The sequence below is a fragment of the Streptomyces sp. P1-3 genome, from assembly GCF_050613155.1.
Lineage (GTDB): Bacteria > Actinomycetota > Actinomycetes > Streptomycetales > Streptomycetaceae > Streptomyces.
Genome location: NZ_CP192512.1, coordinates 5,903,599 through 5,917,781, shown reverse-complemented (window position 1 = coordinate 5,917,781; position 14,183 = coordinate 5,903,599). Strand labels below are relative to the sequence as shown.

The window sequence follows — 14,183 nt, the reverse complement described above, 5'->3', positions numbered from 1 at the left end:
TCACTTGGTGGCCCGCCAGCCAGCGTAGAAGGTGCCGAGTCCGACAATCACACACATACCCTGAATGATCCAGAATCTGACCACCACCAGGACCTCGCTCCACCCCTTGAGCTCGAAGTGGTGCTGGAGCGGCGCCATCCGGAAGACCCGTCGGCCGGTGAGCCGGAACGATCCGACCTGGATGACCACGGACATGGTGATCAGGACGAAGAGACCGCCGAGGATGGCGAGCAGCAGCTCGGTGCGGGAGCAGATCGCGAGACCCGCGAGCGCGCCGCCAAGGGCGAGCGATCCGGTGTCGCCCATGAAGATCTTGGCGGGCGAGGTGTTCCACCACAGGAAGCCGAAGCAGGCGCCCATCAGCGCGGAGGCGACGACCGCCAGGTCGAGCGGGTCGCGTACCTCGTAGCAGGCGGGGCCCGCGGTGAGCTGGTTGGCGCAACTCTCCTGGTACTGCCACACGCCGATGAAGGTGTACGCGCCGAAGACCATCACCGAGGCGCCGGTGGCCAGGCCGTCCAGACCGTCGGTGAGGTTCACGCCGTTGGACATCGCCAGGATCATGAACAGCGCCCAGATGACGAAGATCACCGGGCCGATCTGCCAGCCGAAGTCCTGGGTGAAGGAGAGCCGGTCGGAGGCCGGGGTCTGGTTGCGGGCGTCCGCGAAGTTCAGGGACAGGATCGCGAAGGCGATACCGACGATGAGCTGGCCGGCCATCTTCGCCTTGGCCCGCAGGCCCAGGCTCCGCTGCTTGACGATCTTGATGTAGTCGTCGAGGAAGCCGACCAGGCCCATGCCCGCGAAGAGGAAGAGCACCAGCACACCGGAGAAGGTCGGATCACTGGAGGTGATCACCTTCGTCAGCGCGTAGGCGATGATCGTGGCCAGGATGAAGGAGATGCCGCCCATGGTGGGCGTCCCCTTCTTGCTGCCGTGGCTGCGCGGACCGTCGTCACGGATGAACTGCCCATAGCCCTTGCGGGCCAGCAGCTTGATCAGCAGAGGCGTGCCGATCAGCGTCAGGAAGAGCCCGATGGCTCCGGAGAAGAGGATCTGCCTCATCGCCCGGCGACCTCACCATCGAGCAGCGCCTGCGCGATCCGCTCCAGACCGACCGACCTGGATGCCTTCACCAGCACGACGTCCCCCGGGCGCAGCTCGCTGCGCAACAGATCGACCGCCGCCTGCACGTCGGACACGTGCACCGACTCCTCACCCCACGAACCCTCGTTCTTGGCGCCCATGTCGAGCCAGGCGGCCTCCTGGCCGCCGACCGCCACGAGCTTGCTGACGTTGAGCCGGACGGCCAGCCGCCCGACCGCGTCGTGCTCGGCGAGTGACTCCCCGCCGAGCTCGGCCATCTGGCCCAGCACCGCCCACGTACGACCCCCCTGAGCCCGGGTGGACCGGCCCATGGCGACCAGCGCGCGCAGCGCGGCTCGCATGGAGTCGGGGTTCGCGTTGTAGGCGTCGTTGACGACCGTCACGCCGTCCGCGCGCTCGGTGACCTCCATCCGCCAGCGGGAGAGCTGTCCCGCCTCGGAGAGCGCCACGGCGATCTCCCCAGCGGACATGCCCAGCGCATGGCCGACGGCGGCCGCGGCGAGCGCGTTCGACACGTGGTGCTCACCGTACAGGCGCAAGGTCACGTCGCTGCACCCGGTGGGGGTGTGAAGCGTGAAGGCGGGCTGACCTTCCGTAGTGAGCCGGACATTCTCGGCGCGTACGTCGGCGTCCTCGGCCTCGCCGAAGAGCAGTACGCGGGCCTTGGTGCGGGTCCGCATGGCGCGGACGAGCGGATCGTCGGCGTTGAGCACCGCGATCCCGCCCGCGTCGGTGGGGGGAAGCGCCTCGATCAGCTCGCCCTTGGCCTCGGCGATCTGGTCGCGGCCGCCGAACTCGCCGATGTGGGCGGTGCCGACGTTGAGGACCACGCCGATCCGCGGCGGGGTGAGCTCGGTGAGGTAGCGGATGTGGCCGACGCCGCGGGCGCCCATCTCCAGCACGAGGTGCTTGGTGCCGGCGTCGGCGAGGAGCGCGGTGAGCGGCAGGCCAATCTCGTTGTTGAGCGAGCCGGGGGTCCAGACCGTGGGCGCGTTCCGCTGGAGCAGCTGCGCGATCAGGTCCTTGGTGCTGGTCTTGCCCGCCGAGCCGGTGAGGGCCACCACGGTGGTGCCCAACCGCTCGACGACGGCGCGGGCCAGCGCGCCGAGGGCGCGTTCGACGTCGTCCACGACGATCGCGGGGACTCCGACGGGGCGGGCGGCCAGCACGGCTGCCGCGCCCGCCTCGACGGCGCGCTGCGCGTAGTCGTGGCCGTCGACGCGCTCCCCGACGAAGGCCGCGAAGAGGCCGCCCGGGCGTACCTCGCGGGAGTCGATCACGACCGGGCCCGTCACGCGCAGCTCGGGGTCCGGTATGTCGTATGGCCGTCCGCCGGTGATGCCGGTGATCTCGGCGAGGGACAGTGCGATCACTGGTCACCTCCGGCGGTACAGAGCTGCCTGGCGGCGGCTGGTGGGCGCATTCGTTCTGTCATCCCTGGTCGTGAGGGTGCGAGGAGAGGGGAAGATCAAGCGCGTCGTGGTCGGCGGTCCTGGCCCGCTCGATGGCCCGGCGCAGCACCTGGCGGTCGTCGAAGGGGCGGACCACCCCGGCGATGTCCTGGCCCTGCTCGTGGCCCTTGCCCGCGACGAGGACGGTGTCGCCGGGCTCGGCGCGGGCCACGGCGGCGGCGATGGCGGCGGCACGGTCGGCGTCCACCACCACCTCGCCGCGCTCGTGGGCGGGTACCTCGGCGGCGCCGGCGAGCATCGTGGCGAGGATCGCGAGGGGGTCCTCGGAGCGGGGGTTGTCGGAGGTGAGCACGGCGGTGTCGGCGTACCGGGCGACCGCGGCGCCCATGGGGGCGCGCTTGTGCGGGTCGCGGTCGCCGCCGCAGCCCAGGACGGCGTGCAGCCGGCCCTTGGTGACCTTGCGCAGCGCGCGCAGGACCGATTCGACCGCGTCGGTCTTGTGGGCGTAGTCGACGACCGCCAGGTACGGCTGTCCGGCGTCCACCCGCTCCAGCCGGCCCGGCACGCCGGGCACGGCGGCGACGCCGTCGGCGGCGGTCTGCGGGTCGATCCCGGCGGCTACGAGGGCGGTGACGGCGGCGAGCGCGTTGGCGACGTTGAACGGGCCGGGGATCGGGGACGCGGCCCGGACCCGCTCACCCTTCGGGCCCAGGATGGTGAACGTGGAGCCGAGCGCGCCGACCTCGACGTCCGCGGCGCGCCAGTCGGCGTCCGGGTGGCCCTCGGCCGAGAAGGTGGTGACCGGGACCTCGGCCTGCTCGACCAGCCGTTTGCCGTACTCGTCGTCGTAGTTGACCACGGCGGCGCGGCTGCGGGCCTTGGTGAACAGCTGCGCCTTGGCCTGGAAGTAGTCGTCCATCCCGGAGTGGAACTCCATGTGCTCCGGGCTGAGGTTGTTGAAGACGGCGACGTCGAAGACGCAGCCGTCCACCCGGCCCAGGACCAGGGCGTGGCTGGAGACCTCCATGACCACGGAGCGGACCTCGCGCTCGCGCATGACCGCGAACAGCGCCTGGAGGTCGGTGGCCTCCGGCGTGGTGCGCTCGGACTTGACGCGCTCGTCGCCGATCCGGGTCTCGACGGTGCCGATGAGGCCGGTCAGCCCCCGTGCTCCCGCCGCGGCCCGCAGTCCCCCTTCGATGAGGTACGCGGTGGTGGTCTTGCCGGACGTGCCGGTGATGCCGATCTGGAGCAGGTCCTGGCCCGGCTCGCCGTAGATCGTGGCCGCCAGCGCGCCCATCCGGGCTCGTGGGTCCGGCACGGTGAGGACCGGCAGCCCGGTGGCGGCGGCGCGGTCGGCGCCGGCCGGGTCGGTCAGCACGCCGACGGCGCCGAGGTCGGCGGCCTGGGCGGCGAAGTCCGCGCCGTGGAACCGGGCGCCGGGCAGCGCGGCGTACAGGTCGCCGGGGCGTACCGCCCGCGAGTCATGGGTGATCCCGGTGACCGGCTTCCCCGCCGGGGCCTCGACGCCGAGCTGATCGGCCAGCTCCGCGAACGGGGTGGGGCGGACCTGGCGGGGGCGGGGCGCTCCCGGGTGAGCCGCGGGAGCGTCCTGCTGGGAGGTTTGAGACTGATCAGCGTGGGGCACGGCGGTGAGCGTACCGGGCGTACCCGCCTCGCCGCGAAATGGGCCGCGGTTCCCGGGCGGGGGCGTGATCGTCGTCACGGCGCGTCCCCTCAGGTGCCCGGGGAGTAGCTTACGGGCAGCCGCGCCGAGGGCTTGCCGGACGGCGCGACCCGCAGCGTCTTCAGTGCGAACTCCATGACCTGTTTGTACACCGGACCGCAGACCTGGCCGCCGAAGTAGCTGCCCTTGGTCGGATTCTGCACGGCGCAGTAGACGGTCACCCGCGGCTCGTCGGCGGGCGCGAACCCGGCGAACGAGGCGGTGTAGCCGTGGTAGCGGCCGGTGCGCGGATCCACCCGGTTGGAGGTGCCGGTCTTCCCCGCGACACGGTAGCCGGGGATCTTGGCCTTTGCCCCGGTGCCCTCCCGGTCGTCCACGACGGACTCCAGCATGGTGGCCAGCGTCTTCGCGGTGTCCTGGCTGACCACGCGGTTGCGCTGGGGGGCGGGCGCGGGGGTGAACCCGCCGTCGGCTCCCTTGGTGCCGCGTACCAGCGACGGTTCGATGCGCTCGCCGCCGTTGGCGATGGTGGAGTAGACGGAGGCCGCCTGTACGGCGTTCAGGGACAGACCCTGGCCGAACGGGATCGTGTACTGCTGGGAGGCGCTCCAGTCCTGCGGCTTGGCCAGGATGCCCGAGGTCTCGCCCGGGAAGCGGAGTCCCGTGGGCCTGCCGATGCCGAATTTCCGCAGGTAGGAGTAGAGGACCTGGTTGGCCTCCCGCTGGGTTTTCCCCAGCTGTTCCACGGCCAGGATGGTGCCGATGTTGCTGGACTTGGCGAGCACGCCGTTGAGGGTGAGGAACCAGGTGGCGTGGTCGATGTCGTCCGCGAACGCGCGGTCGGCGCGGGGCAGCCGGTTGGGGACCTCCACAGGGGTGTCCCAGCGCGCGGCGCGCTCCTCCAGCACGGCGGCCATCGACATCACCTTGCTGACGCTGCCCGGTTCGTAGGCGTCGGTGAGCGCGGCGTTGCCCAGCGCCTCCGAGTCCGCGCCCGAGACGTCGTTGGGGTCAAAGCCGGGCGCGTTGGCCAGGGCCAGGATCTCCCCGGTACGGGTGTCCTGGACGACGACGTAGCCGCGGTCCGCCTTGGACCGCTCGACCTGCTCGCTGATGGCGCTCTGCGCCGCCCACTGGATGTCGCGGTCGATGGTGAGCTCGACGTCGGAGCCGGGTACCGCGGGCTGCTCCTGGACGTCGGCGGTGGGCACCTGGCGGCCACCGGACTGGGCGTAGACGCGCTTGCCGTCCTGGCCCGCCAGGTCCTTGTCGAACAGGCGCTCCACGCCGCCGGCGCCCTGGCCCTGGGCGTTGACGAAGCCCAGTATTCCGGCGGCGAGGTCTCCGTTGGGGTAGACCCGCTTGCTGTGCGCCTCCCGGTTGACCCCGGCGAGTACGTTCACGCCCTTGCGCTGGCTCGCCTTGCCCGCCAGGACGCTCTTGAGGTCCTTGATCTGGTTCCAGACCTGCGGGGTCTGCTGGCGGGCCAGGACGACGTACTTCGAGCGCGGGTTGGCGGTGAGCTTTTCGGCCAGGTCCGCCTCCTTCGCGTCGAGGATCGGCGCGAGCAGCGCGGCGGCCCGCTGCGGCGCGTCGTCGATCCCGGTGTTGTCGCGGGTGAGCAGATCCGGGGCGGCGGTGATGTCGTACGCGTCCACGGTGGTGGCCAGGTCGACCCCGGAGCGGTCGGTGATGGTGCCGCGCTCGGCGGCGAGCCGGACCGGGATGTAGCGGTTGACGTTGGCCTTGGAGGCGTACGCGTCGGCGTCCACGGCCTGGACCTGGAGCAGCCGCACGACGAAGGCGAGCATCACCAGCGTCAGGCCGAGGGTGACCAGCCGCAGCCGGGGCCGCGGGCTGCCGAGCCGCAGCGCCTGGCTTCCCTTGTTGGGGCGGGCCGGGCGCGGGCCGGGGCGGCGGACGCCGGGGCGCGGCCGGGCGGTCCCCGATTCGCCGCGCCGCCGGGCCGCCGCCTGGCCGCGGGAGCGGGCGGCACCGTCACCGCGGGGCCGTGCGGGGCGGGGGACCCGGCGCCGGGGGTCGCGCGGGGCCGTCATACGGCGACCGTCCGGCGTACCACGACCGTCCGGCTTACTGCGACCATCCGGCGTACCACGACCGTCCGGCATGCGGCGGCGATCCGGCTCACATCGGTGGTCCGGCGTACGGCGGGCAGCGGCCAGGGGTGCGGCACGGCGTCACCTACCGGGTGTCGGGACGGGCGGCGCGGGCAGCACCGGCGCCGGCCCCGCGGACGGCCTGGGGGCGAGCAGCGAGACCGGCGGCGCGGCGGGGGCGAGCAGCGTGGCGGGCAGGCCGTCGGCCGTCTGCGGGACGCCGCGCACCGTACCGTCCGGGCCGATGAAGACCGGGCTGCCGCCGGGCACCAGGCCCAGCTCGCGGGCGCGGCGCTCCAGTGCGTCGGGGGCCGAGAGCTGGTCCACCTCCTGCTGCAGCGCCTGCCGCTCGTCGGTGAGCTCCGTGGTCTGCTTCTCCAGCCGGTCGAGTTCGAAGGAGCCTTGGTTGAGGGCGGAGTTGAGGACCAGCAGGCTGATCAGCCCGGCGCCCAGCAGCGCCACGACGAGCAGGACGAACGGGGTCCGTTTGGCGGCCGCCGCGCCCGATGCCCCCGACACGCTCACCACGCCCCCCATCCCCCCTCGTTCCCCCGCGGGCTCCGTTCCGCCGCCTCCGCGTCGGCGCCCGCGCTCACGCCACGTCCTCGCGGATGCGCTGGGCGCCGCGCAGCCGCGCCGGGGCGGCGCGCCGGTTCTCCGCGACCTCCTCCTCCGTGGGCAGCTCGGCGCCGCGCGTCAGCAGCTTCAGGCGCGGCTGGTAGCGCTCGGGTACGACCGGCAGCCCGGCGGGCGCGGTGTTCGCCGCGCCCGCCGCGAAGACCTGCTTGACCAGGCGGTCCTCCAGCGAGTGGTACGACAGGACGGCGATCCGGCCGTCCAGGGCCAGGGCCGACACGGCCGCCGGGATCGCGCGCTCCAGGACCGCGAGTTCACCGTTGACCTCGATCCGCAGCGCCTGGAAGGTGCGCTTGGCCGGGTTGCCCCCGGTGCGCTTGGCGGCCTGCGGGAGCGCGGTGCGGATCAGCTCCACGAGCCGGGCACTGTTGCTGAACGGTTCCTTCTCGCGCTCCCGGACCACCGCGTCCACGATCTTGCGGGCGAACTTCTCCTCGCCGTAGGTGCGCAGGATGCGGACCAGCTCACCCGGCGGATAGGTGTTGAGCACCTCGGCGGCGCTGATCCCGGTCGTCTGGTCCATACGCATGTCCAGCGGGGCGTCCTGGGCGTACGCGAAGCCGCGGTCGGCCTCGTCCAGCTGCATGGAGGAGACGCCGAGGTCGAAGAGGACACCCTGGACCTTGGGGATGCCCAGCCGGTCCAGGACCTCCGGCAGCTCGTCGTACACGGCGTGGACGAGCGTCGCCCGGTCGCCGTAAGGAGCCAGCCGTTCGGCCGAGAGCTTGAGCGCGGCCGGGTCCCGGTCGAGTGCGACCAGCCGGGCGGCGGGGAAGGTGGCGAGCAGCGCCTCGCTGTGCCCGCCCAGTCCGAGCGTGCAGTCCACTACGACCGCACCGGGCTGGGCGAGGGCGGGAGCGAGCATGTCCAGGCACCGCTGGAGCATGACGGGAACGTGGAGAGCGTTGCTGCTCATGCGCCCTTCTGAGGTCCGGCGCGCAGGTACGTACCGCCTGGTCCCCACCCGCTCTGAAGGGGAAGCGGTCTTCTGGCGCCGGGGAAGAGGCGTCAGGCGACCGGGAGCGGGAGGAGGCCGAGTGGTACGTACGCGCCGCGCACGCGTAGGTGTTCGGGATCCTGAGGGGAGCGTCACGCCTCCCACTTCGCGTCACTTTAGTCCACTCGTCCCTTCGGTCAACCAACCGGCCAGCGCGTCTCGTGGGCGCGCCGGATCCCGGCCGCCACCTGGACGACCACACCCGTACCACTCTTGTGGGTTACCTCACACAAGACGCCGTGGCGTCTTTTTACCCACGTTTTGCCCGACCTCACAGGCGGCGAGTTTCCGCAGCTCCGCATACCTTCGTAACCATGTCGATATCCGCGCCTCAGCCGCTGCCCAACTCAGCCGACAGCGTGTTCCGTGACGGAGGCACGGTCACTGACCGTCTCGTCGAAGCCAACACCCACTACGCCACCGAGTTCCACGACCCCGGCATGGACGCGCGTCCCGTACTGCGCGTCGCCGTCGTCGCCTGCATGGACGCCCGTCTCGACCTGCACGCCGCCCTCGGCCTGCGGCTCGGTGACTGCCACACCATCCGCAACGCGGGCGGTGTGGTCACCGACGACGTCATCCGCTCCCTCACCATCAGCCAGCGAGCGCTGGGCACCCGCAGCGTGGTGCTCATCCACCACACCGGCTGCGGTCTGCTGAACCTCACCGAGGACTTCCGGCACGATCTGGAGGCCGAGGTCGGCCAGCGGCCGTCGTGGGCGGTGGAGGCGTTCAAGGACCTCGACAAGGACGTGCGCCAGTCCATGCAGCGGGTACGCACCTCCCCCTTCCTGCTGCACAAGGACGATGTGCGAGGCTTCGTGTTCGATGTGCACACGGGCCTGCTCCGGGAGATCGATCCGCAGGCCTGAGCTTCCATCAGGCAGCCCTCGCCGCGGTGGTCTCGGCACTTCGCCCCGGAGTTGTCCACAGGCGAGTGACGAGGTCGCCGCGGTGACGGCAAGATTGCGTACGTACACCCCCCGCCGCGGAAGCGGCGGGACCGGTGTGCGCGTTTCGGGGTGGGCCGATCCGTATCGAAGGCGTCGGCCCTGGGGTATCCCCTGCTCCTCGTGAGCTTGGGGAAGGGCCGAGGAGGGCCGGGTGACGACCTATGACGAGCGAGCGAGCCTCAGAGATCTGACCACCACAGCGGGGCGGGTCCGCAGGTCGGTGGAGAGCGTGATCGAGGGCAAGCCCGAGGTCGTCCGGCTTTCGCTGACGGTGCTGCTCGCCGAGGGACACCTGCTGATCGAGGATGTCCCGGGGGTGGGGAAGACCATGCTCGCCAAGGCGCTCGCGCGGTCGATCGACTGCTCCGTGCGGCGGATCCAGTTCACGCCCGACCTGCTGCCGTCGGACATCACGGGCGTGAGCATCTACGACCAGCAGCGCAAGGAGTTCGAGTTCAAGCCGGGTGCGATCTTCGCGCAGATAGTGATCGGCGACGAGATCAACCGCGCCTCCCCCAAGACCCAGTCGGCGCTGCTGGAGTCGATGGAGGAGCGGCAGGTCACCATCGACGGGCAGTCGTACGAACTGCCCAGCCCGTTCATGGTGGTGGCCACGCAGAACCCCGTCGAGATGGAGGGCACCTACCCGCTGCCCGAGGCGCAGCGCGACCGCTTCATGGCCCGGGTGTCGGTCGGCTATCCCAGCCCGGAGGCGGAGCTGCGGATGCTGGATGTGCACGGCGGCACGTCGCCGCTGGACGACCTGCAGCCCGTCGCGCACGCGCACGAGATCGTCAAGCTCGTCGAAGCCGTCCGCGCCGTCCATGTGGCCGAACCCGTCCGGCGGTACGCGGTCGAGGTGGTCGCCGCCACGCGCCACCACCCTGATCTGCGGCTCGGCGCGTCCCCGCGCGCGACGCTGCACCTGCTGCGGGCGGCCAAGGCGGCCGCCGCGCTCGCCGGGCGGGAGTTCGCGCTGCCGGACGATGTGCAGTCGCTGGCCGTGCCCGTGCTGGCGCACCGGCTGCTGCCCACGGCCCAGGCCCAGCTGAACCGGCGTACCTCCGAGCAGGTCGTGGCCGACATCCTGCACCGGGTGCCGGTGCCGACCGCGGCGCCGCGCGCCGCTGCGCGGCCGGCGCCCGCGATGCCGCCGTCGATGCCGCCGGCGGCGCCGCCCGGTATGCCGCCCGCCGTGCCTCCGGTGGAGTACGGCCAGCAGCCGCCGGGCGCACGGAGGGTGTGATGTCCGGCGGGGGGAGGCCGCCGGGCGGCGGTGACGACGAGGGCGGGATGGGGTCCGCGTTCTCCGGGCTGACGACGCGCGGGCGGTCCTTCCTGGCCGCCGGTATCGCGGCGGCGGGGTGCAGCGTCGTGCTGGGGCAGACCGATCTGCTGCGGGTCGGGCTGCTGCTGGCGGTGCTGCCGATCGTGTGCGTCCTGGTGCTGTACCGCACCCGGTACCGGGTGGCGGGCAGCAGGCGGCTGAGCCCCGCGCGGGTGCCCGCCGGGTCCGAGGCACGGGTGCACCTGCGGATCGACAACGTCTCGCGCCTGCCCACCGGACTGCTCATGCTCCAGGACCGGGTGCCGTACGTGCTGGGTCCACGCCCTCGTTTCGTGCTGGACCGGATCGAGCCGGGCGGGCGGCGTGAGGTGTCCTACCGGGTCCGCTCGGATCTGCGCGGGCGCTATTCCCTTGGCCCGCTCCAACTGCGGCTGACCGACCCGTTCGGCATGTGCGAGCTGGCGCGGGGGTTCAGCGCCTACGACACGCTGACGGTGGTGCCGAGGGTGGAGCCGCTGCCCGCGGTGCGGCTCGCGGGTGAGGCCGCGGGGTACGGCGACGGGCGGAACCGCTCGCTGGCGCTGGCCGGCGAGGACGACGTGATCCCGCGCGGCTACCGCCACGGGGACGATCTGCGCCGCGTCCACTGGCGGTCCACCGCGCGTTACGGGGAGCTGATGGTCCGGCGCGAGGAGCAGCCCCAGCGGGCGCACTGCACGGTGCTGCTGGACACCAGGGCCGTCGCGCACATCGGCGCGGGGCCGGACTCCGCGTTCGAGTGGGCGGTGTCCGGCGCGGCCTCCGCGGCGGTGCACCTGCTGGAGCGGGGGTACGCCGTCCGGCTGCTGACCGACACCGGCAGTTCGATTCCCGGCCCCGACGGGGTGGGCGGCTACCCCGGCTCGTCCCTGGAGTCGGCGGACACCGCGGGGATGCTGCTGGACACCCTGGCCGTCGTGGACCACTCGGACGGGGAGAGCCTCTCGTCCGCGTACGACGTGCTGCGCGGCGGAAGCGAAGGGCTGCTGGTGGCGTTCCTGGGCGATCTCGACGAGGAGCAGGCCGCGATCGTGGCGCGGATGCGGCAGCGCGGCGGCGCCGCGGTGGCGTTCGTCCTGGACAACACGGCCTGGACGCGAGGCGTGTGGCCGGCCGATCCCGACGGGCTTCAGGCTCGGCTGCGGCTGCTCCGCGAGGCGGGGTGGACGGCGCTGCTGGTCGGGCCCGGGGTACCGCTGGCCCACCTGTGGCGGCACACGGACGCGCGGGGCGGGAACCGGGCGGACGCGGGCCCCGCCCCGACGGCGAGCACGACGGGGATGTCATGAGCGAGGCACGCGCGGCCGCCGGGCCGCAGACGGACACGAAGGCCGCTCCTCCTCGGGGAGTCCGGGGGAGGCCGCGCTGGGAGAGGAGCCTGCGGGAGAACGAGGGGGGCGCGTCATGAGCGGTCGGGCGCGATTGGCGATCTTCGCGGCGGTGGCGACCCTGGCGTCCGCGTGCGCGCTGCTGCCGCTGGTCGATCCGGTCCGGTGGATGTTCCAGGCGGCCCTCCTGGTCTGCGTGCAGAGCGCGGTGGGCACCGCGGCGCGGCGGGTCCCGCTGGCGCGGCCGCTGACCGTGGCGGCCCAGGCCGTGGTGTCACTGCTGCTGATCACCGCGGTCTTCGCGCGGGAGCAGGCGCTCGGCGGAGTGCTCCCCAGCCCGCAGGCCTTCCAGGAACTGGGCCTGCTGATGCGGGACGGCGCCGACGACGTCGGGCGGTACGCGATCCCGGCGCCGCTGACCGACGGCATCCGGCTGTTGCTGGTCGGCGGGGTGCTGGTGATCGGGCTCGCCGTGGACGCGCTGGCGGTCACGTACCGCAGCGCCGCGCCCGCCGGGCTGCCGCTGCTGGCCCTGTTCTCGGTGGCCGCCGGGCTGTCGGACGACGGCCACGACTGGCTGTGGTTCCTGCTCGCCGCGGGCGGCTATCTGCTGCTGCTCCTGGCCGAAGGCCGGGACCGGCTCTCTCAGTGGGGGCGGCTCTTCCCCGGTGGCGGTCCACGCTCGCCGGAGCGGATGGCGTCCGGGCTGGCCGCAGCGGGTGGCGGAGATGCGGCGCTCGCCCCGGTCCGCACCGGCCGCCGGATCGGCGCCCTGGCGCTGGGGATCGCGCTTGCGGTGCCCGCGGTGCTGCCGTCGCTGAACGGCGGCCTGCTGGACCGCCGGGGGAACGGCGAGAAGGGCGGCGGCGGCAGCACGATCTCGGCGGTGAACCCGCTGGTGTCGCTGCAGAACAGCCTCAACCAGCCGGAGAACCGCGAGGTGCTCAGCTATCGCACCACCTCGGACACGACCCAGGATCTGTATCTGCGGATCGTCGCCCTGGACCAGTTCGACGGGACGGCGTGGAAGCCGTCGGAGCGCCGGGTCACGGATGTGCCGGAGACCCTGCCCCGCCCGCCGGGGCTCGGCTCCGGCATCCGCACGACCGAGATCACCACCTCCGTCTCGGCCGCCCGGTGGTATGCCCAGAGCTGGCTGCCGCTCCCCTACCCCGCCACCAAGGTCGACATCGAAGGCCGCTGGCGCTTCGAACCGGAAGGCCGCACGCTGGTCGGCGACCGGGGGCAGAGCACGAAGGGCGCGCGCTACCAGGTCTCCAGCCTTCGGGTGCAGCCGACCGCCGATCAGCTGGCCGCCGCGCCCGCTCCGCCCTCGCGGCTGCTGCGCGAGTACACCCAGGTGCCGGACTCCCTGCCGCCGGTCGTGCGGCAGACGGCGGACGAGGTGACGGCCGGGGCCCGCAACGCCTACGAGAAGGCCGTCAAGCTCCAGGACTGGTTCTCCTACAAGGGCGGGTTCACCTACGACACGCAGGTGCGGGCGGGCACCGGCAGCCAGGCCATCGCACGCTTCCTGGAGCAGAAGGAGGGCTTCTGCGTCCACTTCTCGTTCTCGATGGCGGCGATGGCCCGCACGCTGGGCATTCCGGCCCGGGTGGCGGTCGGGTTCACCCCGGGCACGAAGAAGTCGAACGGCGCGATGTCGGTGGGCATCAAGGACGCGCACGCCTGGCCGGAGCTGTACTTCGAAGGCGTGGGCTGGACCCGCTTCGAGCCCACCCCGAGCCGCGGCTCGCAACCCGACTACACGATCGAGCCGATTCCGTCGGACGACGATCCCGAGGTGCCGGCGCCCCGGCCCAGCGGAGCGGAGCGCCCGTCGACGGCGGCTCCGTCGCCCTCGGACAGCTGCCCGCCCGACGCGCGCAAGCTCGGTGACTGCGGTGCCGCGCCGCCTGCCCCGTCCGACGACGACTCGGAGGGGGGCGGCGGCTGGATCTCCCGCACGGCCACGATCGTGGGGTTCGGCGCGCTGGCATGTCTGCTGATCGCGATACCGCTGGCGCCGATGCTGTGGCGGCTGCGCACCCGCACACGGCGGCTGAACGGCTCCGGCGGCCGCACCCCCGAGGACGCGGCCGACCGCACGCTCGCGGCCTGGCGAGAGCTCGTGGACACGGCCTGGGACTACGGCATCGTCCCGGACGACGCGCAGACCTCGCGCAGGGCCGTGGACCGGATCGCCGAGGCCGGGAGACTGGACCCGGCGGCGACCGAGGCGGCGGGCAGAGTCGCGCAGGCGGTCGAGCAGGTGCTGTACGCCCCGCTGCCGCGCCCGGTGACGGGGCTGGCCGACGACGTGCGGCGGGTCATCACCGGCTTGCGGGCCTCGGCCGGCCGGCGTGTGCGGTGGCGGGCGCTGCTCGCCCCGCGGTCGGCGGTCCGGCTGGTATGGGCGGGGCCGCAGCGCTGGTCCACCTGGGCGGACCGCTGGGGCCGGGCATCCCGCCGATGGACGCGCTGGTCCTCGCTGCCGCGGCGGACCCGACGCCAGCGAGGGTGACGGCCGTCGGGCGGGGCTGACCGCCGTCGGGCAGGGGGCTGACGCCCCCGTCCGGCGGGGGGCTGACGGCCCCGTCAGAGGTTGACGGCCGCCGT

General features: G+C 72.9%; 11 protein-coding genes. 4 read left to right on the top strand and 7 right to left on the bottom strand.

Going from position 1 to position 14,183, the window contains the following annotated elements; genetic code table 11:
• The 7 genes from mraY to rsmH form a co-directional block, all read right to left on the bottom strand.
• On the bottom strand, nucleotides 1-1,065 hold the full coding sequence (gene mraY / locus ACQUSR_RS25235; protein WP_431044896.1) for a phospho-N-acetylmuramoyl-pentapeptide-transferase: 1,065 nt from the start codon (nucleotides 1,063-1,065) through the stop codon (nucleotides 1-3).
• Entirely contained in the window at nucleotides 1,062-2,480 is a 1,419-nt protein-coding gene (locus tag ACQUSR_RS25230; RefSeq protein ID WP_431044895.1) for a UDP-N-acetylmuramoyl-tripeptide--D-alanyl-D-alanine ligase, read from the bottom strand. Before ACQUSR_RS25230 ends, mraY begins: the two co-directional genes overlap by 4 nt.
• Before the next feature lie 58 nt (nucleotides 2,481-2,538).
• Entirely contained in the window at nucleotides 2,539-4,245 is a 1,707-nt protein-coding gene (locus ACQUSR_RS25225) for a UDP-N-acetylmuramoyl-L-alanyl-D-glutamate--2,6-diaminopimelate ligase (RefSeq protein ID WP_431044894.1), read from the bottom strand.
• 11 nt (nucleotides 4,246-4,256) lie between these two features.
• Nucleotides 4,257-6,263: a peptidoglycan D,D-transpeptidase FtsI family protein gene (locus tag ACQUSR_RS25220; protein ID WP_431044893.1), complete on the bottom strand. Its 2,007-nt coding sequence runs from the start codon at nucleotides 6,261-6,263 to the stop codon at nucleotides 4,257-4,259.
• Nucleotides 6,260-6,400: a hypothetical protein gene (locus tag ACQUSR_RS25215; protein ID WP_431044892.1), complete on the bottom strand. Its 141-nt coding sequence runs from the start codon at nucleotides 6,398-6,400 to the stop codon at nucleotides 6,260-6,262. Before ACQUSR_RS25215 ends, ACQUSR_RS25220 begins: the two co-directional genes overlap by 4 nt.
• A 4-nt stretch (nucleotides 6,401-6,404) precedes the next feature.
• Nucleotides 6,405-6,848 carry a septum formation initiator family protein gene (locus tag ACQUSR_RS25210; RefSeq protein WP_431044891.1) on the bottom strand — a complete coding sequence of 148 codons (444 nt, stop codon included), beginning with the start codon at nucleotides 6,846-6,848 and terminating at the stop codon, nucleotides 6,405-6,407.
• Nucleotides 6,849-6,915: 67 nt separating this feature from the next.
• Nucleotides 6,916-7,875 carry a 16S rRNA (cytosine(1402)-N(4))-methyltransferase RsmH gene (rsmH, locus tag ACQUSR_RS25205; protein WP_431044890.1) on the bottom strand — a complete coding sequence of 320 codons (960 nt, stop codon included), beginning with the start codon at nucleotides 7,873-7,875 and terminating at the stop codon, nucleotides 6,916-6,918.
• A 395-nt stretch (nucleotides 7,876-8,270) separates the two neighbouring features.
• Between rsmH and ACQUSR_RS25200 the strand changes: the two genes are divergently transcribed.
• The 4 genes from ACQUSR_RS25200 to ACQUSR_RS25185 all read left to right on the top strand — a co-directional run bounded on the left by ACQUSR_RS25200 (nucleotide 8,271) and on the right by ACQUSR_RS25185 (nucleotide 14,088).
• Nucleotides 8,271-8,828 (top strand): beta-class carbonic anhydrase, encoded by a 558-nt coding sequence (locus tag ACQUSR_RS25200; RefSeq protein ID WP_431044889.1) that lies wholly within the window; start codon nucleotides 8,271-8,273, stop codon nucleotides 8,826-8,828.
• 232 nt (nucleotides 8,829-9,060) lie between these two features.
• Entirely contained in the window at nucleotides 9,061-10,155 is a 1,095-nt protein-coding gene (locus ACQUSR_RS25195; protein ID WP_431044888.1) for an AAA family ATPase, read from the top strand.
• Nucleotides 10,155-11,525, top strand: a complete 1,371-nt coding sequence (locus tag ACQUSR_RS25190) for a DUF58 domain-containing protein (protein WP_431044887.1) — start codon at nucleotides 10,155-10,157, stop codon at nucleotides 11,523-11,525. The genes ACQUSR_RS25195 and ACQUSR_RS25190 overlap by 1 nt, the downstream gene beginning before the upstream one ends.
• Before the next feature lie 115 nt (nucleotides 11,526-11,640).
• Nucleotides 11,641-14,088, top strand: coding sequence for a transglutaminase TgpA family protein (locus tag ACQUSR_RS25185; protein ID WP_431044886.1), 2,448 nt, complete (start codon nucleotides 11,641-11,643; stop codon nucleotides 14,086-14,088).
• Nucleotides 14,089-14,183 lie beyond the last annotated feature (95 nt).

Bases quoted from the DNA above. Each gene is read 5' to 3' on its own strand.
- mraY (WP_431044896.1), bottom strand. From the start codon at position 1,065: ATGAGGCAGATCCTCTTCTCCGGAGCCATCGGGCTCTTCCTGACGCTG.
- ACQUSR_RS25220 (WP_431044893.1), bottom strand. From the start codon at position 6,263: ATGACGGCCCCGCGCGACCCCCGGCGCCGGGTCCCCCGCCCCGCACGG.
- rsmH (WP_431044890.1), bottom strand. From the start codon at position 7,875: ATGAGCAGCAACGCTCTCCACGTTCCCGTCATGCTCCAGCGGTGCCTG.
- ACQUSR_RS25200 (WP_431044889.1), top strand. From the start codon at position 8,271: ATGTCGATATCCGCGCCTCAGCCGCTGCCCAACTCAGCCGACAGCGTG.
- ACQUSR_RS25190 (WP_431044887.1), top strand. From the start codon at position 10,155: ATGTCCGGCGGGGGGAGGCCGCCGGGCGGCGGTGACGACGAGGGCGGG.
- ACQUSR_RS25185 (WP_431044886.1), top strand. From the start codon at position 11,641: ATGAGCGGTCGGGCGCGATTGGCGATCTTCGCGGCGGTGGCGACCCTG.